At 67.3% G+C, this 24,474-nt stretch carries 22 protein-coding genes; 14 read left to right on the top strand and 8 right to left on the bottom strand.

The window, feature by feature from the left end; genetic code table 11:
- Positions 1–33: 33 nt before the first annotated feature.
- The 4 genes from AB0M15_RS13425 to AB0M15_RS13440 all read left to right on the top strand — a co-directional run bounded on the left by AB0M15_RS13425 (position 34) and on the right by AB0M15_RS13440 (position 5,355).
- Positions 34–1,596: a hypothetical protein gene (locus AB0M15_RS13425; RefSeq protein WP_363817262.1), complete on the top strand. Its 1,563-nt coding sequence runs from the start codon at positions 34–36 to the stop codon at positions 1,594–1,596.
- A complete protein-coding gene (locus AB0M15_RS13430; RefSeq protein WP_363817264.1) occupies positions 1,589–2,833 on the top strand; it encodes a M48 family metallopeptidase in 1,245 nt (414 codons plus the stop codon). Before AB0M15_RS13425 ends, AB0M15_RS13430 begins: the two co-directional genes overlap by 8 nt.
- Positions 2,830–3,951 carry a glycosyltransferase family 4 protein gene (locus AB0M15_RS13435; protein ID WP_363817267.1) on the top strand — a complete coding sequence of 374 codons (1,122 nt, stop codon included), beginning with the start codon at positions 2,830–2,832 and terminating at the stop codon, positions 3,949–3,951. The genes AB0M15_RS13430 and AB0M15_RS13435 overlap by 4 nt, the downstream gene beginning before the upstream one ends.
- 249 nt (positions 3,952–4,200) lie before the next feature.
- On the top strand, positions 4,201–5,355 hold the full coding sequence (locus tag AB0M15_RS13440; protein ID WP_363817269.1) for an alanine--tRNA ligase-related protein: 1,155 nt from the start codon (positions 4,201–4,203) through the stop codon (positions 5,353–5,355).
- Here the strand turns inward: AB0M15_RS13440 and AB0M15_RS13445 are convergent.
- The 4 genes from AB0M15_RS13445 to AB0M15_RS13460 all read right to left on the bottom strand — a co-directional run bounded on the left by AB0M15_RS13445 (position 5,332) and on the right by AB0M15_RS13460 (position 9,536).
- Positions 5,332–6,822 (bottom strand): carboxylesterase family protein, encoded by a 1,491-nt coding sequence (locus AB0M15_RS13445; protein ID WP_363817272.1) that lies wholly within the window; start codon positions 6,820–6,822, stop codon positions 5,332–5,334. The two genes, AB0M15_RS13440 and AB0M15_RS13445, sit on opposite strands and share 24 nt — an antisense overlap.
- Complete coding sequence (locus AB0M15_RS13450) at positions 6,770–7,783, bottom strand: EamA family transporter (protein WP_363817275.1); 1,014 nt, start codon at positions 7,781–7,783, stop codon at positions 6,770–6,772. Before AB0M15_RS13450 ends, AB0M15_RS13445 begins: the two co-directional genes overlap by 53 nt.
- A 149-nt stretch (positions 7,784–7,932) precedes the next feature.
- Positions 7,933–8,604 carry a hypothetical protein gene (locus tag AB0M15_RS13455; RefSeq protein ID WP_363817278.1) on the bottom strand — a complete coding sequence of 224 codons (672 nt, stop codon included), beginning with the start codon at positions 8,602–8,604 and terminating at the stop codon, positions 7,933–7,935.
- A gap of 14 nt (positions 8,605–8,618) precedes the next feature.
- Positions 8,619–9,536, bottom strand: coding sequence for a DUF5937 family protein (locus tag AB0M15_RS13460; RefSeq protein WP_363817281.1), 918 nt, complete (start codon positions 9,534–9,536; stop codon positions 8,619–8,621).
- 194 nt (positions 9,537–9,730) lie between these two features.
- On the opposite strand from AB0M15_RS13460, the gene AB0M15_RS13465 reads away from it, so the two are divergent.
- Entirely contained in the window at positions 9,731–10,897 is a 1,167-nt protein-coding gene (locus AB0M15_RS13465) for an MFS transporter (protein WP_363818433.1), read from the top strand.
- Here AB0M15_RS13465 and AB0M15_RS13470 read toward each other — a convergent pair.
- On the bottom strand, positions 10,894–11,940 hold the full coding sequence (locus tag AB0M15_RS13470; protein WP_363817284.1) for a LacI family DNA-binding transcriptional regulator: 1,047 nt from the start codon (positions 11,938–11,940) through the stop codon (positions 10,894–10,896). The two genes, AB0M15_RS13465 and AB0M15_RS13470, sit on opposite strands and share 4 nt — an antisense overlap.
- Positions 11,940–13,694, bottom strand: a complete 1,755-nt coding sequence (locus AB0M15_RS13475; RefSeq protein ID WP_363817287.1) for a glycoside hydrolase family 36 protein — start codon at positions 13,692–13,694, stop codon at positions 11,940–11,942. The genes AB0M15_RS13470 and AB0M15_RS13475 overlap by 1 nt, the downstream gene beginning before the upstream one ends.
- A gap of 107 nt (positions 13,695–13,801) precedes the next feature.
- On the opposite strand from AB0M15_RS13475, the gene AB0M15_RS13480 reads away from it, so the two are divergent.
- The 6 genes from AB0M15_RS13480 to AB0M15_RS13505 all read left to right on the top strand — a co-directional run bounded on the left by AB0M15_RS13480 (position 13,802) and on the right by AB0M15_RS13505 (position 19,506).
- Positions 13,802–15,079 carry a hypothetical protein gene (locus tag AB0M15_RS13480; RefSeq protein WP_363817290.1) on the top strand — a complete coding sequence of 426 codons (1,278 nt, stop codon included), beginning with the start codon at positions 13,802–13,804 and terminating at the stop codon, positions 15,077–15,079.
- Positions 15,076–16,344, top strand: a complete 1,269-nt coding sequence (locus AB0M15_RS13485; RefSeq protein WP_363817293.1) for an extracellular solute-binding protein — start codon at positions 15,076–15,078, stop codon at positions 16,342–16,344. Before AB0M15_RS13480 ends, AB0M15_RS13485 begins: the two co-directional genes overlap by 4 nt.
- A 7-nt stretch (positions 16,345–16,351) precedes the next feature.
- The gene (locus tag AB0M15_RS13490) at positions 16,352–17,416 is read left to right on the top strand and encodes a sugar ABC transporter permease (protein WP_363817296.1); all 1,065 of its coding nucleotides are present in this window, start codon (positions 16,352–16,354) and stop codon (positions 17,414–17,416) included.
- A 3-nt stretch (positions 17,417–17,419) separates the two neighbouring features.
- Entirely contained in the window at positions 17,420–18,316 is an 897-nt protein-coding gene (locus AB0M15_RS13495; protein WP_363817299.1) for a carbohydrate ABC transporter permease, read from the top strand.
- A 154-nt stretch (positions 18,317–18,470) separates the two neighbouring features.
- A complete protein-coding gene (locus AB0M15_RS13500) occupies positions 18,471–18,824 on the top strand; it encodes an SPW repeat protein (protein ID WP_363817302.1) in 354 nt (117 codons plus the stop codon).
- Between the two features lie 37 nt (positions 18,825–18,861).
- Positions 18,862–19,506, top strand: coding sequence for a helix-turn-helix domain-containing protein (locus tag AB0M15_RS13505; protein WP_363817305.1), 645 nt, complete (start codon positions 18,862–18,864; stop codon positions 19,504–19,506).
- Here the strand turns inward: AB0M15_RS13505 and AB0M15_RS13510 are convergent.
- Positions 19,476–20,078: a hypothetical protein gene (locus AB0M15_RS13510; protein WP_363817308.1), complete on the bottom strand. Its 603-nt coding sequence runs from the start codon at positions 20,076–20,078 to the stop codon at positions 19,476–19,478. The two genes, AB0M15_RS13505 and AB0M15_RS13510, sit on opposite strands and share 31 nt — an antisense overlap.
- A 13-nt stretch (positions 20,079–20,091) precedes the next feature.
- Entirely contained in the window at positions 20,092–21,852 is a 1,761-nt protein-coding gene (gene ctaD / locus AB0M15_RS13515; RefSeq protein WP_363817311.1) for a cytochrome c oxidase subunit I, read from the bottom strand.
- Positions 21,853–22,047: 195 nt separating this feature from the next.
- Between ctaD and AB0M15_RS13520 the strand changes: the two genes are divergently transcribed.
- From AB0M15_RS13520 to AB0M15_RS13530, 3 genes are read left to right on the top strand one after another with little or no spacing between them, the layout of a single operon-like run.
- Complete coding sequence (locus tag AB0M15_RS13520) at positions 22,048–22,842, top strand: SigB/SigF/SigG family RNA polymerase sigma factor (protein ID WP_363817313.1); 795 nt, start codon at positions 22,048–22,050, stop codon at positions 22,840–22,842.
- A 45-nt stretch (positions 22,843–22,887) separates the two neighbouring features.
- Entirely contained in the window at positions 22,888–23,844 is a 957-nt protein-coding gene (locus AB0M15_RS13525) for a TIGR03557 family F420-dependent LLM class oxidoreductase (RefSeq protein ID WP_363817316.1), read from the top strand.
- A 17-nt stretch (positions 23,845–23,861) separates the two neighbouring features.
- Positions 23,862–24,470 (top strand): NAD(P)H-dependent oxidoreductase, encoded by a 609-nt coding sequence (locus AB0M15_RS13530; protein ID WP_363817319.1) that lies wholly within the window; start codon positions 23,862–23,864, stop codon positions 24,468–24,470.
- The last annotated feature ends 4 nt before the right edge of the window (positions 24,471–24,474 follow it).

The raw sequence follows: 24,474 nt of genomic DNA on the forward strand, positions 1-24,474 counted from the left end.
GCCCATGCTTGACTGTCCCCGGAGGGCTCTGAAATGACTCCTCTGACTGGGGCAGGCGAGCAGCAAGGGGCCGAGGTGGTCGACGAGCGCGGCAGCACGTTGCCCCCTGCCGACCCCACCGGCGGCTTCGGCGAGCACGACGACTTCGCCGAGCACCGGGTCTCGCCGTCCGAGCAGACCACCATCCAGATCCCGGCCCAGCATGCGGTCGGCGACGGGCCCGGGCGCCCGACGGCGATCCAGACGGTGAGCACCTGGACGTCCGCGCACGGTCCGATCGTCAAGAAGGTCGCGCTCGGTGTCGCCGTCTGCCTGGTCGGGGTGGCCGGGTTCGCCGGGCTCCGCAAGATCGCCGACGCGCCCGCCGACCCGGACGCGCCCGGCCGCAGCGTGCAGACCCCGGGCGCCGACAAGTCCACGCCGGACGAGGCGGCCGAGGGAGTACGCCGGGCCGCCGCGGGCCAGGCCGTCCTGCAGAGGATGGCCGACTCGATCGACGAGAAGCGCAAGTCGGCCTTCCTCGGCACCATCGACCCGTTGGCCAAGAGCTTCGACGCGCAGGCCCGGACGATCTACAGCAACCTCGGCAAGTTGCCGTTGGCCACGTTCCAGCTGCGCTACGTCAGCGACGACATCGGCGCGCTGCCCCCGGACCGGCAGAAGGAGCTCGGTGGGACCGAGTCCTGGCTGGCCCAGGTCGAGGTGTCCTGGCAACTGAGCGGCTTCGACACCAAACCGGCCCGCGAGACCCTGCCGGTCACCTTCGTCACCCGCGACGGTACGACGTACGCGGCGTCCTTCAGCGAGCGCTTCGTGGCCGGCCAGCGCCGGCCGATCTGGGCGCTCGGCGAGATCGAGGTCGCCAAGGGCGATCGCAGTCTGGTGATCAGCCTGGACTCGCAGGCCGACGCGGACGACTACGCGGCCGTGACGGATCGTGCGGTCACGTCGGTGACGAAGGTCTGGGGCAAGAACTGGAAGCAGAAGGCGGTCATCTACCTGCCCGCCAAACAGTCCGACATGGAGTACGTGCTCGGCGCCCAGCCGGGCACCTACACCCAGATCGCCGCGGTCACGATGGCCGAGCTGGACACCCCGGCGACCGGCGCGCCGACCCGGATCGTCGCCAATCCGAAGCTCTTCGACGAACTCGGCCGGCAGGGCCGCCGGATCGTGCTCACCCACGAGACCACCCACGTCGCCTCGACCGCTACCGCCTCGCCGGTACCGTTGTGGCTGGCCGAGGGTTTCGCCGACTACGTCGCCTTCACCGCCGTGTCCGTCCAGGACGAATCGGCGGCGAAGGAGCTGTTCAAGGCGGTCCGGGCCGGCAAGACGCCGAAGACGCTGCCCACCCCGGAAGCCTTCGCCGCCTCGTCGGCCGAGCTGCCCCAGGCCTACGAGTCGGCCTGGCTGGCCTGCCGGCTGATCAGTGAGCGGGAAGGGCAGGGCAAGTTGGTGGAGTTCTATCGAGCCGTGCACACGTCGAAGAGCCGGACCGGACTGGCCGACGCCTTCAAGACCGTGCTCGGGACCACCGAGCCGGAGTTCACGGCTGACTGGCAGAAGTACCTGAAGAGACTCGCCGGTGTCTGAGCGGGCCGCCAAACTGGCTCCCGCCGGAGCCGCCCTGGTGCTCGCCGCCGCCCTCGTCGTCGTGATCATCACGACGACGCCCTGGCACCTGATCGATCTGCCGAAACCCGACGCCGCGCTCGACTTCACGACGGCCGAGATCGACCAGCAGAACCAGTTCCGGCACGAGTTGTTGCCCTGGTCAACGACCTCCTGGGTGCTCTCGCTGCTGGTCCCGCTGACGATCGGCTTCAGCCCGCTCGGCCGCCGCCTGTACGCCGTGACGCGGATCCGCCGCTGGTACCTGGCCGTCCCCGTCGTCGTGCTCGCGCTGGGCCTGATCGCCAGTGTCATCACGCTGCCGACGGACGCGATGGCCGAGCGGGTCACCCGGAAGTACGGGCTGTCCACCGAGGCGTGGGATCTGTGGCTGCGCGACCGGCTGGTCAACTGGTTGCTGCTGTCCCTGGCGTTGGTTGCCATCAGCCTCGGGTTGATTGCCTTGGCCAAGCGCTGGAAGACCTGGTGGTGGGCGCCGGCGGCGATCGCTTGCGCGGTGCTGGTGCTCGGGGTGTCGTTTGCCTATCCGGTGATCGTCGAGCCGCGGTTCAACGACTTCACCTCGATGCCCGCCGGGGCTCAGCGGGACGAGTTCATGCAGTTGGCGAAGCAGGACGGTGTACCGGTGAAGGATGTGCTCGTCGCGGACGCGTCCAAGCGGACGACCACGCTGAACGCGTATGTGTCCGGCTTCGGCTCGACGCGGCGGCTGGTCGTCTACGACACGCTGCTGAAGGACGCGACGTCGGCGCAGGTGCGGCTGGTGGTGGCGCACGAGCTCGGTCACGCTGCCGAGGACGATGTCCTGCACGGCACGTTGGTCGGCGCGCTGGGATCGGCCTTCGCCATCGTGTTGCTGAGGTTGTTGCTCGGGGCCCGCGTCTCCGATCCACGCGGTACTGCGCTGCTGCTCGCGCTGATCGTCGCCGGTACGACGCTCGCGTCGCCTGTGCAGAATCTGGTCAGCCGCCGGATCGAGGCCCGGGCGGACTACCACTCGCTGCAGCTGACGAAGGATCCGACCGACTTCGTCGAGATGCAGCACGAGCTCTCGGTGAAGAACATCAGCGGGCTGGAGCCGAGTCGGTGGCGGTACTGGCTGTTCGCCAATCACCCGACGCCGCCGGAGCGGATCGCGATGGGGCGGGCGTGGGCTGCCGAGCACGGCGAGACGGTTCCGCCGCTGGTCGAGAAGTGACGGTTCTGGTTGTCACCAACGACTTCCCGCCTCGGCAGGGCGGGATCGAGACGTTCGTGCGGTCGCTGTGTTCGGAGTTGCCGGATCTGGTGGTGCTGACCTCGCGGATGGCGGGTGCTGCGGAGTACGACGCCGGCCTGCCGTTTCCGGTGGTGCGGGATCGGACGTCGATGTTGCTGCCGACGCCGCGGGTGACGCGGAGCGCGGTGCGGGTGATGCGGGAGTACGGGGCGGATCGGGTCGTGTTCGGGGCCGCGGCGCCGCTCGCGTTGATGGGGCCGAGTCTGCGACGGGCGGGGGCGCGGCGGATCGTGGCGCTGACGCACGGGCACGAGACGTGGTGGGCCGGTACGCCGGGAACGCGCCAGGCGCTCCGGCGGATCGGGGACGCTGCCGACACGATGACGTCGGTGTCGGCCTGGTGCGAGGAGCAGATCGCGCCGGCGCTGTCTTCTGAGGCAGCGGCCCGGATGCGGCGGCTGACGCCCGGGATCGATACGTCGAGGTTCTTCCCGGATTGCGGGGGAGAGCAGGTCCGCAAGGGGCTCGGGCTGGAGGACGTGCCGGTCGTTGCGTGCGTCTCGCGCTTGGTCGCGCGGAAGGGGCAGGACACGCTGATCCAGGCCTGGCCGCGGGTCCTCACCGCCGTACCGGAGGCCGTCCTGCTGTTGGTCGGTGGCGGCCCGGACCGAGATCGCCTCGAAGACCTGGCCCGACAGAGCGGTGTCGCCCACGCTGTCCGCTTCACCGGCGCGGTCCCGTGGGAGGACATCCCACCGTACGTCGATGCCGCCGACATCTTCGCAATGCCCTGCAGAACAAGGCGTTTCGGCCTCGAACCCGAAGCCCTCGGCATAGTCACCCTGGAAGCCTCCGCCACCGGCAAACCAGTGATCGTAGGCGACTCCGGCGGCGCCCCCGACACGGTCCGCCACGGCGAAACCGGCTACCTAGTAGACCCCTACAACCCGGTCTCCACGGCAGTGCGCATCACCGAACTCCTCGCCGACCCCGCCCGAGCCAGGGCGATGGGTGAGGCGGGCCGCGCCTGGGTGCGAGCCGACTGGAGCTGGACCCGCTCCGGCAGCCTCCTCCGCGAACTACTCGACCTTCGCTGACCCTCCTCAACTCACCCAGCGACCTCCGCCGGAGGCGGAGGTCGCTGGGCAGCAGTGGTGCTGTCATGTACTGTTGGTGACATGCATCAGATGTCCTTCGTCGCAGTAGCCGTACGAGCTTCGTGCTCTCCGGCTGCCGCTGCCTGACATCTTCTTCACCCCAACCGGCGACCGGAAACGGTCCGCCGGTTTTTTGTTGTCCCGGCTTCCTTTTCTGGTCAGCGCCCAACAGACAAGGACAAAACCGCGATGACCATCGACCAGACCTTCATCGACTTCTTCCGCCGGCACGGCCACATCCCGACCACGGGATCCTCGCTGATTCCGCGCCCCGGCGACCCCGTGCTGTTCACGACCTCGGGGATGCATCCGCTCACGCCGTACCTGGAAGGCGATCCGCATCCACTCGGCCGACGACTGGTCGGCGTGCAGCGATGTCTGCGCACGACCGACCTCGACGAGGTGGGTGATCCGACTCACCTGACCGTGTTCGAGATGCTCGGCTCCTGGTCGCTCGGCGACTACGGCACCGAGCAGACCCTGCGCTGGGGCTACGAGCTGCTGACCGAGGGCTTCAACATCCCCAAGGACCGCCTGTACGTGACCGTGTTCGGCGGCGACGACCAGGTCCCGCTCGACCAGGAGTCACTCAGCACCTGGGAGGACCTCGGCCTGCCGATCGAGCTGACCACCGACGACAACTGGTGGTCGAACGGCCCGACCGGACCCTGCGGCCCCGACTCGGAGATCTTCGTCTGGACCGGCGACGGTGAGCCCGAGGGCACGCCGACCACCGACGACCGCTGGGTCGAGGTGTGGAACCACGTGATGATGCGGTACCGCCGCCTCGACGACAACTCCCTCGAAACCCTCCAGCAGCGCAACATCGACACCGGCCTGGGTCTCGAACGCCTGACGATGCTGCTCGAGGGCAAGAGGTCGGTCTACGAGACGTCGCTGTTCGAGCCGTGGACCCGGATCATCCCGGAGCTGTGGAAGCTCGACGAGCACGACGAGCGGATCGTCATCGACCACCTGCGCTCGAGCATGGTGATCGTCGGCGACGGCGTGCACCCGTCGAACACCGGCCGCGGCTACGTGCTGCGCAGGCTGATCCGCCGCGTGCTCACCCTGCTCTGGCGCTCCGACGACACCCGGACGCTGTCCGACCTGCCGATGGAGCTGTTCGAGCACACCAGCGAGCACTTCCACCAGGGCGAGGTGCTCACCCTGGTCCGGCGGATCCTGATCGACGAGGAGATCCGGTTCACCAACCTGCTCGACCGCGGCCGCCGGATCCTCAGCCACGAACGCTTCCAGAAGACCCTCGACGACTCCGACTTCGAGTACCTCCACGAGACCCACGGATTGCCCCGCGACCTAGTCCTCCAGCTGGTTGCCTGACATCCAAAGGGCCAGCTCAGCAGCTCGCGGGTCCTCTACCAGCCGGGTGGGGAGCCCGAACGTCATCACCGGCCGGGTGGTCGTCTCGTACGCCGACCAGCCCGGCCGGCCGGTGGTAGCGAACGCGACCCAAGCCGCGTGCATCGAGTCGGCGACCTCCTGCGGCGGCTCGGCACCGTACAGGGGAGAGGTCGCCGTCGCCAACGTGTCGAACACGAACGGCAACTCGAGCGCGTGGCAGGCGTGCAGCCCGTCGAGCGCCGACTGCCAGTCGAACTCGTAGAGGTATGTCGTCGCGTGCGCGCGCTGGGCGAGCGCGAGCTGCAGCGTCGGCAGACTGAAGACCCCGTCGCTGACGACGGCGCTGAAGATCTCACCCGGCGACTCATCAGGCCGGTTCGCCGCGTAGGCCGCCGCGATGGCCGGATCGATCCCCGATCGGGCGAGCAGCACCGGCAGCGCTTCGGCGGTGATCGCCGCCGCTACCCCGGACGGAATCGAGAAGAGCCGCATCTCCTCGGTCGTCGTACCGATCAGCAGGTCGACTCCGGCGGCTGATCCGGCCGCAATCGCGCCGAGCGGCTGCGCATGCACCGACTCACCGTCGATCACCGGGAAGAACGGCATGATCCCGCCACCCGCGCTGACCACGGTCGCACCCCAGCGCGCCGGATCCGGGTTCTGCCGCAACTCCGCCGCCACCACCCGCTGCGCGGCGAGCAACTCCTCGATCGCCACCGACGCGAAGCCGGCCGCGGTCGACTCGACTCCGAGGCGCTTGGCCACCTCCGCGGTGATCACAGCGCCATCGTCAGCGAGAGCCGTGGCACTCGCCGAACCACTCTGTACGATCGCCCGCTGGAACAGCCCCTGCGCCGACGGCATCGACATCAGCGTCGCGACGCTCATCCCGCCCGCCGACTGCCCGGCGATCGTCACGCGTCCGGGGTCGCCGCCGAAGGCCGCGATGTTCTCCTGCACCCAGCGCAGGGCCGCGACCTGGTCGAGCAGCCCACGGTTGCTCGGCGCATCCTTCAGCACCCCGAAGCCCTGTACGCCGAGCCGGTAGTTGACCCCGACCAGGATCACCCCGTCGCGCGCGAACGCGGTCCCGTCGTACGCCGGAATCGCATTCGACCCGTTCCGGAACGCTCCACCGTGCAACCACACGACCACGGGCAACCCGGACCCGCCCGGCGTCCAGACGTTGAGGTTGAGGAACCCGGGTCCGGGGCTGATCGGGTTCGTCAGCAGTACGTCGTACGGGGGTTCGTACGGCGGTTGCGGAGAGGTCGGTCCCATTGCGGTCGCATCGCGGACACCATCCCAGCTCGGCGGTGGCTCGGGTGCCTGGAAGGCTTTCGGGCCGGCCGGGTCGGCGGCGTACGGGATGCCGAGATACGCGGTGATCCCGTCAGTGGTCTTGCCCCGAAGTTGCCCCGACGATGTCACCGCGATGGAGTCCATAGAGTTCATCATCCACCGTCGGCGGTACCTCCGGCGGTGCGACCTTGCCCACGGACGACTGCGCGACGAAGGCGCCGAGCAGCACGATCACCCCACCGATGATCTGGTTGGTGGTGAGCGTCTCGTTCAGCAGGATCCAGGCGAAGATGCTGGCCGCCACCACCTCGACGTACGCGACCGCGCCGCCGATCGCCGCCGACAGCCGCTGGACCGCGGCCGCGCCGGCCAGGTAGGCCACCACGGTACTGACCACGATCAGCCAGGCGGCGAAGATCCAGCCGGGCGCCGACCGGTGGCCGATCGCGATCGTGTCGGTGAGGGTGTGCCACGGCATCGTCCACGGCACGGCCACGGCGGTCAGCGCGATGGCGCCGACGACGCTGCCGGCCGCTGTCATCACGAGCGGGTCGGCGACGCCGGTGAGCTTGTCGATCAGGATGAAGTACGTCGCCTGGCAGGCGGCCGCGCCGAGGCCGGCCAGCAGTCCGATCAGGTCGAGGTTCAGGCCGGACCAGATCTCGACGACGGTGGCCAGGCCGACCAGCGCGATCGCGACGCCCAGTACGGCTGACCGCGGTACGGCGACCTTGCGGCCGAACTTGAGCCAGCCGACCACGAGCAGCGGGCCGGAGAATTCCAGCAACAGCGCGATCCCGACCGGAAGCCTGCTGGCGGCGACGAAGAACAGGGTCTGGCAACCGGCGATCCCGGTCAGGCCGTACAGAACGAGCTGCGGCCAGGAGCGGCGGGCAGCCAGTATGCCGGCGCTGCCGCGGAAGATCAGCACCAGCGGGACGAGGATGACGGTCGCGCCGAGGATCCGGATCCAGGCCGCCTGTTCAGGCGACATCCCGGCCTCGATCAGCGCCTTCGCGAACGGCCCCGATCCGCCGAAAGTGATCGCCGAGAACAGGGCGAACCCCAGCCCGACGGACTTGGTCCGCGCCGCGTCGTGTGCCACCTCGACCCACCTCCCACCAGCTCTCCCCGGCCTTCACCCGGTCGGGATCCTGTACATGGGCGTAACACTCTCACACTCATTACATGACCGTCGAGAGCTTTGCCGAGGCGTGGACGGGGGCCGTCAGAGCACGCCGGAGTGGGTTGCCGTCAGAGCACGTTGACAGCGCGGGCGGCGATGACCGCGATGGTGAGCAACGCCATCCCGGACTGGATCCCCATCAGGGTCTTGACCCGGGCGGTGAGCGGCATCGTGTCGGTCGGGCTGAACGCGGTGGACGCGGTGAACGCGACGAACAGATAGTCGGTGAAACCCGGGAGCCAGCGTTCCCAGCCGGGGAGATCGACGGTCATCTGCGGAAAGAGCAGATCAGCGCGTTCTTCCTCGTGCTCATGCTCGGGCATCCGCGCGAACGGACCGCCCCGGTCGATCTCCCAGTACCAGAGCGCGAAGGCGACCACGTTCGTCACCCAGATCAGCAGCGCGGCCTTGACCAGCACCCTGCCGTCGGCCTGCTCTCCGGAGGCAAGCAGCACGATCAGGCTGATCAGATAGATGGCGTTGATCGCCACCAGTACCGCCACCAGAACGAGCTCGATCCACCGCAGCCAAAGCTCGTCCCGGCGCAGGTGAAACGGGTTGGTCCAGATCAACGGGATCAGCAGTGCGGCCCCGATGGCGGGCATGATCCAGCGCGGCGCCTCCATGATCTGCGGCGGTACAGCCAACTGCAGACCCAGCGCCACGATCACCGCCAGGGAGGCCGGCCAGCGCCGGGTATGCCGGTTGCTGGGGTCAGGCGCTTTGGGAACCTTGCTCATCCGAGCATTCTCACTCACCCGATCGACGCATCGACCACGGCTTGCCCGACCTCGGTACGCCGATAGTGCACCTGGTGTCCGGTACGCCGTCGTGTTGCGAGCCCGGCTCCATGCAGGGCGGACAGGTGCTCGGCGACGGTCGCCAGCGCCAGCCCGTACTGCTGGGCTAGCGCGGTGGTTGTCGCTGGGGGATCGAGGGCGACCAGCAAGGTGGCGCGGGTGCGACCGAGCAAGGTTGCGAGCGGGTCGGGCGGTGCCGGGGCGTCGGACCAGAGCCGGGCTGAGCCGCGGGCCGGATAGACGAGCGTGGGTTGGTAGCCCTCCGTTGCGACGATGACGAGGAACGGCCAGGCGAAGGCGCCGGGGATCAGCAGCAGACCTTCGCCGGTCAATTCGTGGTCGGGGGAGCTGTACCGGGAGGCGATCAGCTGCCCGTCCTGCCAGGTGAGCGTCGGGTGCAGATCATCGAAAAGCTTCGCCAGCCCGCCTGACGTCAGTTGCTCCCCACGATGCGCGATGTCGTCGTCGAGAACGCGACTGATCATCGGCCAGTCCGGCTTGACCAGGATCTCCCAGGCGTTCTCGATCTGATCCGCCATCCGCTCCCGCGTCCCCGCGAGATCCTTCAACATCCGGTCGATCTCTGGGGCTCCCGGATTGTTCCGCCCGTCCCGAGACCAGACCAACTCCTGCCGCACCCGCTCCAGCGGAGTACTCCGAACCCGAGCGATCTCCGTCGAGAACTTGGCCCGCGAGGCGCGCGGCGGCGGCGTCAAGAAGTCCGGCGTAAACCCGAACCGAGGCTGCACCGCCCGCAACAACCCCAACTCGAGCCCACTCGCCAGCTCCGCCTTCCCCTCCACCCAAGGCGAGTACAACGGCCGATACCGATGCAGATTCAGCACCCGCACCGCCGACGTCGTCTCCCACAACGGCGAAGTCCCAAACCGACACCGCAACGTATCGGCCTGACCAAACCGCAACACCGTCATCTTTCGGTCACACCCGAAAACATACTCCGCCAACAGGCAAGAGCACAGCGGTGTTTCGGGTGGTGCCGAAAGAGTTTGTTGGAGATGAGGTGGGGGTCAGGGTCGGTGGGGTGAGTACAGGTGCTGCTGTGGGTGTGGGGTATCGGGCGGTTCTGAGGGTTTCCGGGATGCGGAGTGTGTTCTTGGCGCATGCCGTGTCGATGGTGGGGACGGTGGCTGCGCAGGTTGCGTTGTCGATTTTGGTGTTTGAGCGGACCGGGTCGAGTTTGTTGTCGGCGTTGGTGTTGGTTTGCTCGTTTCTGCCGTATGCGTTGGGTGGGGTGGTGCTGTCGTCGGTTTCGGATCGGTTTCCGGCGCGGCGGGTGCTGGTTTGTTGTGATCTGGTGAGTGCGGCTTGCATTGCGGCGATGTTGGTTCCGGGGCTACCGGTGGGGGCGTTGCTGGGGTTGCTGCTGCTGACGGGGGTCGTGGCGCCGGTGTTTGCGGGGGCTCGGGCGGCGAGCTTGGCGCAGTTGCTTGATGCGGAGTTGTTCCCGGTGGGGCGGTCGTTGCTTCGGGCAATTGCTCAGGTGACGGTGCTGGCTGGGTTCGCGGTCGGGGCGGTGGCAGTTGCGGCGGTGGGGCCGACTTGGTTGCTGGCGCTTGATGTGGTGACGTTCGTGGGATCGGCCGCGTTGATCGGGTTCGGCACGCCGTACACGCCGGCCGTCGGGCGTACCGGGAGCACCGTGCAGGACTCGCTGACCGGGTTGAGATATCTGTGGGGCAACCTCCCGCTGCGAAGGTTGATCCTGCTCTCGTGGGTGGTACCGGCGTTTTCGTCTATGCCTGATGGGCTGGCCGTGGCGTACACCGTGCAGACTGGTGCGGCCGCCAGTGCTGCGGGAGCGCTTTTCGCGGGGTACTCCGTCGGAGGCATTCTCGGCGAGCTCGCCGCAGCCCGGCTCAGCCCGCAGACGAGGCGCCGACTCGTGATCCCGCTCATCCTGCTCAGCCAAACCCCGGCGATCGCCTTCATCGCCGAGCCGTCCGTGCCCATAGCCGCCGTCCTGCTGGCGATCTCGGGTAGCGGCTACGCCTTCAACCAGGGCATCGATCCGCTCATCCTGCGCGCGACCGGAGCGGAGTACCGCGGGAGGTTGTTCACCGTGCAGACGAGCGGCCTGATGGCGATCCAAGGCGTCAGCATCGCCCTGGCCGGCGCGATCGGCACACTGCTGAAACCGAACCTCACCATCTGCCTGGCCGGCCTCGTCGGCACCGGCGTCACCTTGCTGCTGGCCAGGAGAGCGCTGAGCTAGGCGCTCGACCGCACGATCAAAGGTGCGGTGACGAGGCGGCCGGGTTGGTCTGGGGCGCCGTTGATTTCGTGGAGGGCTCGGGTGAAGAGGCAGGCGGCTATGTCGCGGAGAGGGATGCGGGCGGTGGTCAGGGGAGTGTCGAGCATGCTGGCGAAGGGGAAGTCGTTGAAGCCGGTGACGGCTACGTCCTCGCCGACCTTTACGCCGCGCTGCTGCAGGGCTCGCATCGCGACCACGGCGAAGGCGTCGTTGTCGGCGACGTAGACGTCGGGGCTGTCAGGGCGACCGAGAGCGCTCTCCACAAAGCTCGCCACCGCATCCAAAGACGCGAACGACTGCAGAGAATGCGGCGAAGCGAATTCCTGCAGGAAGCCGGCTTGGCGTTGGTGGACCCACGGCAGGCTGCTGTCGGTCGCCAGGTAAGCCGCCCGCGTGCGACCGGTACCGCGGACATGGCGAGCGATCCCCGCCATCGACTTCTCGTTGTCGACGTCCACCCAGCACTGTCGCTGGTCATGCCCGGTACGCCCGAAAGCGACGAACGGGAATCCCCGCGAGCTGAGGAACTCCAGCCGCGGATCATGCGGCATCGTCTCCAGTACGACGATCGCGTCGACCTGCCGGGCCGCGATCAGCCTCTCGTAGAGTGCTATCTCGGTCGCCCCCTCGGTCGGCGTCGTCACATGTACGCCGTACCCGGCGACAGCCGCCGACTTCACCAGCCCGCCAAGCAGCCCATGCAGGAACCCGCCAAGACCAGGGTTCTGATCGCTGAAGGTCTCGTCCTCGAGGTACAGCGGCAACCCGATCACCTGGCTGCGACCCGACGACAGCGCGCGCGCCGCGTGGTTCGGGGTGTAGCCGAGCTCGTCGATCGCGGCCTGCACGGTCCGTACGGTCGGTTCGCTCACCCGATGCGGCGCGTTGAGCACGTTCGACACCGTCATCGCCGAGACGCCGGCCAGCTTGGCCACGTCGGCCACCGTCGTCCGGCGTGCCGGCCGCTTCTTCTCGCCTGCCATCGAGCCCCCCACGTCAGTCATCAGATCAGCTCGAGCCGGGCCACCCCGCCAGCCGGTACGTCGATCGGCCACAGCCCCGCAGGCGGCGTGACTGTCTGCCGCGACAACTCGACGCCCGAGCAGTCAGACACTACGAGCTGGACGGGTCCGGCGCCCGCACCTTCGACGTACAGGCGTGGTTCGCTGCTGCCGTTCACCAGCAGTGTCACCCCAGGCGCGGTGCTCAAACGCACCACAGGGTTGGCGAAAACGGCGACCACCGTCTCCGACCCACCCAAAGCAGTCACCTGCGTGTAGCGAGCATCCGGCCGAGACGGAGTCAGTACGCCGTGCAGCAACGCCTCCGTATGCTCCTTCATGAACCCGAGCCAGTACCGCACCACCCGCTCATGCTCTGGCGACAAATCAGCCAACGAAACCGAGACCTGCGGCGTACTGAACAACACCCCGATGAACTGCTGAGCCACCGCCTCGACCGAGGCGTCGGGATGCCACATGAGCATGTCCGAGTGCACCGCCCGCCCACCGGCCAACAGTCGGCAGTCGATCGTACGAACCCGGTTCTCCACCGCGTCCAAAGCGCAGTCTCCTGCCCGCAGGAAGGTCCCGAACTGCCACAGCCGCGGGCTCACATAACTCTGCCGGAACTCGATCAACAAGCTCGGCCGCAACCGGCGCAGCTCGGCCGCGATCGCGTCGAAGACCAACTCGACACCCTCATCGATCGTCACGCAGTCGCCGCCAGGCGCCGGGGGAGCGTCGTCCCACGCCCAGGAGTCGATGAAGTCGAGCTTCAGCCCGTCCACACCCCAGTCCCGGACCGGCCGGATGCAGGCCTCGACGATGTGCTCGCGCACCTGTGGGTACCGCGGATCGAGGATCCACGCGCTCAGTCCGTCGACGTATCCGACGGTGTACTCCTTGAACCGTTCCCAAGCCTTGGAGTGCTCGCCGATCAGCGGCGGCGCGATCCACAGCACGTAGTCCAGCCCGGTCTCGTGCACCTTCGCGACATGTGCAGCCATGTCGGGGAACGTGCTGCTCGTCGGCTCCCAGTCACCGCAATGCGCGTAGCCGCGCGCGGTGTCCTCGGTCTGCCACCCGTCATCGACGATCACCGCACGACACCCGTACTGCGCTCCCTCACGCGCATGGTCCTCCACGGACGCCGCGGACACGTGCTGATGATCGCTGTACCAAGTCGAGTACATCGCCTCATGGGCCAACTCCGGCACCGGCGTCACCCGGTCGCCGAGCTCAGCCGTCCACGCATCGGTGACACCACGCAACGCCTCAGCGAAATGAAGGCCGCGCAGATCGATCCGCAAGCTGAACCGGTGCACGCCGTCGACCGCCTCGACATCGTCGATCGCCAGCTGGAACAGCTGCTCAGCGCTCTCCTCGTTCACCCCGACCGCGAAGTCGCAACCGCGCACCTCGGACGACAGCGAGACCGTGCAAGGACTCGAATCATCCAGGTTCACGAACGACGCGACCGGCGCGGACCGCACCGAGCGGATGTCGCGATGCGAACCCCAGTCGGTCGGCAGCGTCCGGGCCGTGCCCTGGATCGCCTGCCACAGGGTGGCCGCGGAATCGACCGGCCAGGTCCACCGGAGCCGGACCGGCTCAGCCGCCAGATCGGTGGCAATGATCTCGTACCCGAGCACGCCGGGCTCGGCCGACGGCAGGGCGGTGACGGTGCCGGCGGACACCGTGCCGATCCGGCAGATGTCTCCGGCGGGGGAGCGGACCTCGAAGTCGGTGGCGGCCATGCCGTCGACTATAGCGGTAAAATCGATGCCGCCGAAGGTATAGACGAATGCAATCCGGCTGCCTAGTTTTAGCGCTAATATCCCCTGTTGCCGGAAGTAGGCCAAGGATGTCCGACCTGACCGTGACGTCGGATCTCGGCTACGTCGAGGACGCGTTCACCTGGGCCCGGAAGCGCGCCCTGGAGTGGGTCCAGACGGACGCCGCGGCGGGCAACCTGCCGTCGTACTGGGCGGGTTATCCGTCCCGGCCGATGTTCTACTCGCGCGACGTCTGCCATCAGGCGGCCGGCGCGCATCTGCTCGGGCTGGCCGCGGAGAACTTCGCCATGTTCCGGCATTTCGCCCGGTCGGCGACGGCCGGCCGGAAGTGGTACCCGCTCTGGGCCTTCCATTTCGACGGGAGCATCGCCGGGCTCGACTATCACGGCGACGAGCACTTCGTCCGGGAGATCCCCGCGGTGTTCGACCTGACCTACCGGGCGCTGCGCCAGTACGGCTGGACCGGCGACCGTGACTGGCTCGACGATCCCGACCTGGCGGCGTACTACGAACGCTCGGTCAGCGACTTCGTCCGGGTGCACGACCATGATGGCGACGGGCTCCCGGAAGCACCGGGCACCGGCGACATCTTCGAAGGCACCGCCACCTACAACGAGCACCCCGAGCGGCCCCTGACGGTCGCGGCCGACGGTCTCGCACTCCAGTACGCCGCTCTGCTCGAGCTGGCCCGGCATTTCGGCGGCGGCGGTCATCGCGTCGCCGCCGAGAAGGTCCAGGACGAGTTCATCACCTGGTGGGACGAGTCCAGTGGCAGCTACGCCCGCGGCCGGCTCGGCGACGGCAGTCTCGACTTCGGCTGGGGGCTGGAGACGAGTTGGTTCGTACCCATGACGGGGCTGGGCGGGTCCGGCGTACGGGCCGAGCGGTTTCTGGACTTCATCGAGCAGCAGTTGGAGTCCGATCCGCCGCCGAATATCGAGGCGTTCAGCTATCTGCCGGAGGTGTTCTTCCGGTCTGGCCGGGACGAGTCGGCCTGGCGCTGGTTGCGGCACCTGATCGACAGCCGGGACGACTATCCGGAGATCTCTTTCACGGTCGTCGAGCATCTTGTGGCCGGGCTGCTCGGCCTCGTCCCGGACGCTGCTGCGGCACGCCTGGCCATCGACTCCCACCTGCCGGCCGAGGTCGGCTGGCTCACCGCCGACCACGTGAAGGTCGGCGGCTGGGACCTACGTATCACCCAAGAAGGACGGCACACGACCGAGATCACCGTGCACAGCGGACCGGGGCCGCTGACGGTGACGGTCGGCTCCGCCGGTCCCTGGATCCTCGAGCCCGGCCAGACGGTCCGGGTCACCTCCCCTCATCCGAAGGACCTCCCATGAAGCTGTTCAACCGCCACCTGCTCCCGGTCGGGGCCGGTCTCGCCGCCCTCCTCCTAGCCGCCGGCTGCGCTTCCGGCAGCGCGCCCGCCGCCAACAACGCCGGCGGAGCCAACGAAAACGGCGACATCACCTTCTCGTTCTGGGGTACGAACTCCGAGGCCGCTTCGCTGAAGGCGATCGCGGCGGCGTTCGAGAAGGCCAACCCCGGTACGAAGGTCACCACGAACTGGATCCAGGCCGACTACGAGCAGAAGATCCAGACCTCGATCGCGGCCGGCACCCAGGCGACCGTGATGGAGATCAGCAACACCAGCCTGGCCGGGTTCGCGCCCAGCTTCGCCGAGCAGCAGGTCGACCCGGGCAAGTTCATCCAGCCCAACATCAGCGAGGCGCTCAAGTTCGACGGCAAGTACTACGCGACGCCGTTCACCGCCAAGCCGAAGGTGATGGCGATCAACGTCGACGCCTTCAAGGCGGCCGGGCTGCCGTTGCCGAGCGCAACGACTCCGCTGTCGATGGAAGAGTTCAAGACCGTTGCCGCGAAGCTCTCCCATGGTGAGGGCAAGGCGCGGGTGTTCGGGACCAGCAACCTGTGGTTCAAGGGCTGGCTGACCGCGGCGGGCGGTGGGTTCTACAACGCCGACGCGACCGCCTGTACCTTCGGCGACGCGCAGGGGCTGAAGACCGCGCAGTACATCGTGGACATGCAGAAGGACAAGTCCGCGCCGAGCTCGCTGGACATCGAGGGCCAGGACCAGGCGCAGTGGTTCGCGGCCGGGCGGCTCGGCACCTTCAGCGACTTCGGGCCGTGGACGGTCGCCGACTTCGCCAAGATCTCGAAACCGAACTGGACGCTGGTACCGGTTCCCGGCAAGGGATTCCCGATGGAGGTCGGCGGGCTGGCGATCGCCAAGAACGCGGCCGGCAAGAAGGCGGAGACGGCGAAGAAGTTTATCGAGTTCGCCAGCACCAACTCCGATGCGCAGAACCAGCTGATCCAGGGCAACACGGCGCTCGGCGTACCGATCATCGCGGAGTCCGTCGGGACGCTGGAGAAGATCCTGCCGGCCGATCGCAACCTGGCCGCCTTCACCACCGCGCTCAAGACGGGTCTGGTGAGCCCGTCGGTGCCGCGCGAGGCGCAGATCTCGGGTGACGCCGACAAGGGCATCACCAGCTACACCCCGCTGGGCAGCGGCAAGGACGACGTCGCGAAGATCCTGCCCGGCCTCAACGACAAGTGCACCGCCGCGCTGAAGAAGTGAGGCGGCCATGAACCCGACCATCGGCTGGATCCGCACGCTCGCGGAGTCCTGGGGTGTCCCCGCGGTGCTCGTGCCGCTGGTCCCGTTCCTGGTACTGCTGATCGTCCTGTACGCCGTCATCGGGCTGGCGGCGTACGGGGCGAAGCGGAAGTGGCCGCGGGCGGACAAGACGATCGCGTTCTGGCTGTTCATCTCGCCCTGGCTGATCGGCTTCCTGGTCTTCACGGTCGGGCCGATGCTCTCTTCGGTCTACGTCAGCCTGACGTCGTGGGACCTGATCACGCCGCCGCGGTACGTCGGTCTGGCCAACTACACGGAGGCTTTCCAGGATCCGCGGGTCGGGCAGGCGATCAAGGTGACGCTGCTGTACGCGGTGATCTCGGTGCCGTTGCAGACGTTCCTGGCGTTTCTGGTCGCCTTGCTGATGAATGTGGATCTGCCCGGGATCCGGTTCTTCCGGACGGTTTGGTATCTGCCGTCGCTGGTGTCCGGGGTTGCTCAGATCGTCTTGTTTCTTTGGGTTTTCAATCCGCAGTACGGGCTGGCCAACGATCTGCTCGGCAAGCTGGGGGTGCAGGGGCCGGGATGGTTCTTCGATGCGTCTTGGGCGCTGCCGACCGTGATCCTGATGAGTCTGTGGACCGTCGGAGGCGCGATGGTGATCTATCTGGCCGGCTTGAAGGACGTACCGCTGAATCTGTATGAGGCGGCGGCTTTGGACGGGGCCGGGCCGCTGCGGCTGTTCTGGCATGTGACGCTGCCGCAGTTGTCGCCGATCATTCTCTTCAACGCGCTGACCGGGATCATCGGGGCGCTGCAGATCTTCACCCAGGGGTTCGTCGCGAACGGCGGGCCGAAGGATTCGTTGCTGTTCTTCGTGTACTACCTGTACGACAACGCCTTCCAGAACTTCCGGATGGGGTACGCGTCCGCGCTGGCCTGGATCCTTTTCGTCATCATCCTGGCGCTGACCGCCGTCACCCTGCGCGGAAGCGCCTTCGCCGTGTACTACGAAACCGAACTCGGCGGCCGCCGTCGACTGCGAGCCGGCCGTCCCGCCAGGAGGAACTGACCCATGGCGACCCTCGTCTCAACCCGCGCCCCTGTCGACGTCTCCCGCTCCGTCCGCCGGGCCGACCGTCCCTTCTGGCGCCGCAACCTACCTCTGACTGTTGGGCTGTACGCCGTCCTCGCGCTCGGCTCGCTTGCTTTCGTGTACCCGTTCCTGTGGATGATCGCTACGTCGCTGAGGTCGTTGGCTGGGGTGGGCTCGTCCGGTGCGAGCATCTGGCCGCGCGAATTCCTGTGGGACAACTACACGCGAGCCATCACGTCGTTCCCGTTCTGGCGGTATGCGCTCAACTCGGTGCTCACGACGCTGATCCCGATCGTCGGCACGGTCTTCTCCTGCTCGCTGGCCGGGTTTGCGTTTGCCCGGTTGCGGGTGCGCTTCTCCGGGGTGATCTTCGGGGTCGTACTGGCGACGATGCTGTTGCCGGGGGAGGTGACGATGGTGCCGCAGTTCATGCTCTTCAACAACCTCGGCATGATCGACACCCTCTACCCACTGATCCTGCCGGCCTTCTTCGGCTCGCCCTTCTACATCTTCCTCTTCCGCCAGTTCTTCTCCCGGATGCCGTCCGAGCTGGCCGACGCGGCTGTGGTCGACGGCTGCGGCTGGTTCAAAATGTTCCTGCTCGTGTACCTGCCGTTGGCCCGCCCGGCGGTCGTCGCCGTCTCGATCCTGCTCTTCATGGGCTACTGGAACAACTTCCTCGGCCCCGCCATCTACATCAACTCCGACCAGTGGAAAACCCTCCCGCTGGCGCTGGCCGGCTTCCAGTCCAAGAACGGCACCGACACCCCGTTGCTGATGGCAACCTCAGTCCTCATCACCCTGCCGTGTCTGGCGATCTTCTTCTTCGCCCAAAAACAAATCACCAACGGAATCACGTTCACCGGAGGCCGCTAAAAACTCCCCACGCCAGCCGCCCCGCTCACTCCACAGCGAAGCTCCCACCGCCTCTTTGGGGGCTCTTGACCGGGCGGTCAGTCAGGAACACACTGGCGGTGATCGGCCCGCCTACGGAGCGACGGACCCACAGGTGGAAAGGTGGTCGGTCCGGATGAAAAGATGGACCCACCCGCAGGACTTCATTGCATTGCTCGCAGGGATCTACGCCTTCTTGTCACCGATCTGGACGGCGACGACAAGCAAGGCCACCACGACGATGATCGTGCTCGGCATCCTGACCGCGGGGCTCGCGGCCGTGGAGCTCGTCCGGGCGGACCTGTTGCCGGCTGAGGGCGCGACCGCCCTGCTCGGGGTGCTGTTCTTCATCTCGCCCTGGGTGATGAGCTTCAGCGGTACCCACCCGATGGCCTGGACGGCCTGGATCGTCGGTGCCGTCGTCTTCCTGATCGGAGTGGCGGACCTGCAGATCACGAGATCGCACCGCGGGCCGGCCACCACATCCTGACGGTACGTTTCCCAGTCCGGCCCCGAGAGGATCTGCGATGGTGGGAGATCGGCCGGCCTGGCGTCGGTCTCACCGGGTGGACTCAGGTGCACCCGGTGAGGCCGACGCGGCCCGGACCAGGATCCTCGACGCTGCCGAGGACCTGTTCGCCGAGGACGGTTTCGACGCCACGCCGACGAAACGTCTGGCCGATCGGGCCGGGGTGGCGAAAGGGCTGTTGTTCTACTACTTCCCGAAGAAGCTGGATCTCCTCCGGGCGCTGTTCGCCGAGCGACTACCGTCGCACCCGTTGTGCGCCGTCGGTGGCCTGGCCGTTGCCGGCGATGTGTCAGGGTCGCTCGTGCGCCTCGCCGGCGAGTTCGAGCACGGTCGGCAGAAGTCGCCGGTACTGCGGACGATCCTGTTCCGCGAGGCGAACACCCATGTCGAAGTACGGGGCCATCTGTACGGTCTGCATGCCGGGCTGATGGATCTGACCGAGCGGGTGCTCGACGCGGCCAGCCCGTTCGCGCTTGATCACAGGATGCGCCGGCAGGCCGCGGACACCTACGTGGCTGTCCTGCTCCACGAGGCCAACGCATTGCGCTGTGATGGTCCGCTCCCTGACGTCAGCGCCGCGGCCGACATCGTCGCCCGCGCACTGAGCAGTGGTCAGCCGTCGGCGGGCGGGGCGTCTGATTGATCCAGCCGGACGAAGCGGCTGGGGTCGCCGGCGGCGCTGGCAGCGGAGCTGAGCCAGGCGTTCAGTCCGTCGGGGTCACGGCGTTCCAGCTCGTCGAGACATCTTTGGCGAGCTGTCACGATGCGAAGTCGAGCGGCCGGCGTCATCGCCGTCTGCAGGTCCTCGAAGCTGTCATGCCATTGCTGGCAGAGCTGGGCCGTGCTGGTCGCCGACTCACCGGGTTGCGGCGGGCTGGCCGATTCGCCGTACCAGCGAACGACCGGCGGTGAGGTGACGACCACGGCCAGAGCCAACGGCAGTACTACGACGCCGAGGGCGAACCCAAGGCCCGCAAGTGCCAACAGCCCCATGAAGGGCCGCATGGCGCGAACGCCCGCCTGCTTGCTGGCTCGCCGCTCGTCCTGGGCGTCGGTGCCGCTCGGCGTATGACCGACAGCCGCTGTCAGGCCAATGACGATCGTCAAAAGCGTGTACGGGATCAGCAGGTCGGGCGGGAAGACGATCAGGCCCAGCACGATCCCGAGACAGCCGAGCGCAACGCAGACTGCGCGCCAGACGAAGCTGTAGGCCATGGTGCCGCCACCCTCAGGTGTCCTGATCGGTCCCGGTGTTGCTTTCGAGGTTCTCGACCCGGCCCTGGTCCTCGCCGGCGTCCAGCAGGTTGTCCCGTCCGGCGCCGCTGTCTGGATACTCCATCAGTGCGACGGCGGGATGGTGCAGGTCGAAGGCGGGGCTCTCGGACCTGATGCGCGGTAGCTTCTCGAAGTTGTGTCGCGGCGGCGGGGAACTGGTCGCCCACTCCAGCGAGCGGCCCCAGCCCCAAGGGTCGTCGACGCCTACGAGCGGCGACTTGCGCGACTTGTAGATGTTGTAGAAGAACGGCAGCATCGAGATGCCCAGCAGCGCCGCGCCGACCGTCGATACCTGGTTCAGGGTGGTGAAGCCGTCGTCTGCCTTGTACGTCGCGTAGCGGCGCGGCATGCCCTCGACGCCCAGCCAGTGCTGGACGAGGAAGGTCGTGTGGAAGCCGATGAACAGCAGCCAGAAGTGCAGCTTGCCGAGTGTCTCGTCGAGCATCCGGCCGGTGAACTTGGGCCACCAGTAGTAGAAGCCGGCGAACATGGCGAACACGACGGTGCCGAAGACGACGTAGTGGAAGTGTGCGACCACGAAGTACGAGTCGGACAACTGATAGTCGACGCCGGGGGAGGCCAGGAGCACCCCGGTCAGGCCGCCGAACAAGAAGGTCACCAGGAAGCCGACCGACCACAGCATCGGGGTGTCGAACGAGATCGAGCCGCCCCACATGGTGCCGATCCAGTTGAAGAACTTCACCCCGGTCGGTACGGCGATCAGGAACGTCATGAAGGAGAAGAACGGCAGGTTCACGCCGCCGGTGACGAACATGTGGTGGGCCCAGACGGCGATCGACAGGGCGCCGATGGAGAGCGTGGCGGCCACCAGGCCGACGTACCCGAAGATCGGTTTGCGGCTGAAGACGGGCAGGATCTCGGTGATGATGCCGAAGAACGGCAGCGCGATGATGTAGACCTCGGGATGGCCGAAGAACCAGAACAGGTGTTGCCACAGCAGTGGCCCGCCATTGGCTGCGTCGAAGACGTGGGCCCCCAGGGCTCGATCCGCCTCCAGCATCAGCAGGGTGGCGGCCAGGATCGGGAAGGCGATCAGGACCAGGATCGAGGTCACCAGGATGTTCCAGGTGAAGATCGGTAGCCGGAACATCGTCATGCCCGGCGCCCGCATGGTGATGATCGTGGTGACGAAGTTGACCGCACCGAGGATGGTTCCGAGTCCGGCCATCCACAGGCCCATGATCCACAGGTCCGCGCCGACGCCCGGCGAGCGTGCACCGCCGGACAGCGGCGCGTAGCCGGTCCAGCCGAAGTCCGCCGCGCCACCAGGCGTCAGGAACCCGGACAGGGTGATCAGGCCGCCGAACAGGAACAACCAGTAGCTGAACATGTTGAGTCGCGGGAACGCGACGTCGGGAGCGCCGATCTGGACCGGCATGATCTCGTTCGCGAAGCCGACGAACAGCGGGGTGGCGAACAGCAGCAGCATGATCGTGCCGTGCATGGTGAAGAGCTGGTTGTAGACCTCTTCGTCGACGATCTGCAGACCCGGGTTGGCCAATTCGGCCCGGATCAGCAGCGCCATCACGCCACCGATCAGGAAGAACGCGAACGAGGTCATCAGGTACAGATGCCCGATCAGCTTGTGATCGGTGGTGGAAACCCACTTGCCGACCACACTGCCCAGGCTTCTCCTGCGCGGGAGCGTAGTAGTAGCCGTCCCGACACCGACGCGTTCCACCAAGTCAGCCATTTAGGTCTCCCATTGCACGATCCCTCTCGGGACGCACAGTGTCCAGTCGCAGGCCAAAAGAAAGCATTCAGCTGGTTGGTGCATGAGGCGTAACGGATTGGGTACGGAGGGTGTGCTGCTGACCGTGGTCTGGAGGAAGGCCACGCCGTGACGTGACATGTCGCGAGGTCGATGATGGTTTCTGTTGTCAGTTCAGTGCCCACGCAGTGCCACTCCGCCCGGGATCGCGTAGCGCGCGAGTCGGCGACGCAGGAGTTGTTCGAGCGGCGGGAGCGTAGTACCGACGAAACCGTGCGGCAGGAGCTGCTCGAGTCGATCGTCGAGTTGAACATCGAGATTGCCCGTGGGATTGCGCAGCGGTTCCGGAACAGGGGACCTGATGTGGAGGATCTGGAGCAGGTCGCCTATCTGGGGTTGGTGAAGGCGGCGCACGGTTATCGGCGGGCGGCGGATACGCCGTTCATCGGTTATGCGATCCCGACAATTCGGGGCGAGGTGAAGCGGTACTTCCGTGACTGCGCGTGGACGGTGCGGATCCCGCGCCGGCTGCAGGAGTTGCAGGGGATGATCGCGGCGAAGCTGCCGGATCTGGAGCAGGAGCTGGGTCGCGAGCCGAATTCGGCCGAGATCGCCGAGCGGCTGGGCGTGGAGGTCGAGGAGATCGAGCGCGCGATGGCTGCTCATGGGTGTTTCACGGTGTTGTCGCTGGATCGGCCGGAAGCGGAGGCGGGTCTCACCCTGGCCGACGTGGTGGCTGACGAGGACGACCGGGCGCTGGATCAGCTGGAGGCGATCGAGGTGCTCCGGCCGGTCTTGGCGGACCTGAGCGATCGGGACCGGGAGATCCTGCAGTTGCGATTCGTCGACGGCCTGCCGCAGACCGACATCGGCGCCGAGATCGGTGTCAGCCAGATGCAGGTGTCCCGGCTGCTCCGCCAGATCCTCGATCGCCTCAGGGACAGGCTGGCCCCGCTCCCGTCCGCCGCCTGATCGGCGGCCGGCGGCATCGATTCTCAACAGGTTCAGGAGGTTTGGATGCGGATCGGGTTCAAGTTGATCGCGGAGGCCTACTCGCCGACCGAGATCGTGGAGCAGGCGGTGCGGGCGGAGGAGGCGGGGTTCGACTTCGTCGAGGTCAGTGATCATTTCCATCCATGGGTGTCGGAGCACGAGCACTCGGGGTTCGCCTTCTCGATGCTGGCGGCGATCGCGGCCCGGACGTCGCGGATCGAGTTGGCGACCGGAGTGACGTGTCCGTTCATCCGCTATCACCCGGCGATCGTGGCGCAGGCGGCGGCGACCACCGCGTTGCTGGCCGACGGGCGGTTCACGCTCGGGCTCGGGGCGGGGGAGCGGCTCAACGAGCATGTGGTCGGGCGGGGCTGGCCGGCCGTTGCCCGGCGCCACGAGATGTTGCGGGAGTCGATCGAGATCATCCGGCTGCTGTGGAGCGGCGGCTATCACTCGTACGAGGGCAAGCATCTTCAGCTGGAGGACGCACGCGTCTTCGACCTGCCGGATCCACTCCCGCGGATCGCCGTCGCGGCCGGCGGACCGGCCGCGGCCCGCATCGCCGGGGAGCTTGGCGATGCGCTCTTCACGACAGAGCCCCGGGCTGACCTCATCGCGGCGTACCGGCAAGCAGGTGGGGATGGGCCGCGGTACGCCGAAGTACCGCTGGCGTGGGCACCGTCGATCGAGGAGGCCGCGGAGTCGGCGCGCCGGTTGTTCCGGTTCGGGGTGACCGGCTGGAAGGTCCAGGCGGAGTTGCCGAATCCGGTGAACTTCGACGCCGCGACCGAGCTGGTGACGGCCGATCACATGGCCGGGCAGTTCGGTTGCGGTCCCGATGTGAGCCGTCATCTGGAGGTCGCGAAAAAGTTCGCCGACGCGGGGTACGACCGACTCGCGCTCATCAACGCCGGCCCCGATGTCGACGGCTTCCTGGACTTCTTCAGCAAGGAACTCGGCCCAGCCCTCAACGATCTCTGAACGGGAGACACCTTCACATGACCACTCTGCAAGCGCTCGTACTCGGCTGCTCGCTCAAGAAGTCCCCGGCGCCGTCCAGCTCGGAGCTGCTCGGCCGGGAGGTGCTGACAGCCCTGGCCGACCACGACACCGACGGCGAAGTGGTCCGGATCGTCGATCACACGGTGAAGTTCGGTGTGTCGATCGACGAGGGTGATGGGGACGAGTGGCCGGCGATCCGGGAGAAGGTGCTGGCCGCGGACATTCTGGTGATCGCGACGCCGATCTGGATGGGACAGCCGTCGAGCGTCGCGAAGCTGGTACTGGAGCGCCTCGACGCCGAGCTGAGCGAGAAGGACGAGCAAGGCCGGCCGCTCGTCTTCGGCAAGGTCGCCGCGGTCGCGGTGGTCGGCAACGAGGACGGCGCTCACCACGTCACCGCCGAACTGCTGCAGGGGCTGAACGATGTCGGGTTCAGCGTCGCCGCGAACGGCTCGACGTACTGGGTAGGCGAGGCGATGGGCAGCGTCGATTACAAGGACGCCGGGCCGAAGCCCGACACCACCGGCTCCGCCACCAAGGCCCTCGCCGCGAACACGGCCCACCTCGCCCGGCTACTCAAAGCCGAGCAGTACCCACCGAGCTGACTGG

It is taken from the genome of Kribbella sp. NPDC051718, from assembly GCF_040681515.1.
Taxonomy (GTDB): Bacteria; Actinomycetota; Actinomycetes; order Propionibacteriales; family Kribbellaceae; genus Kribbella.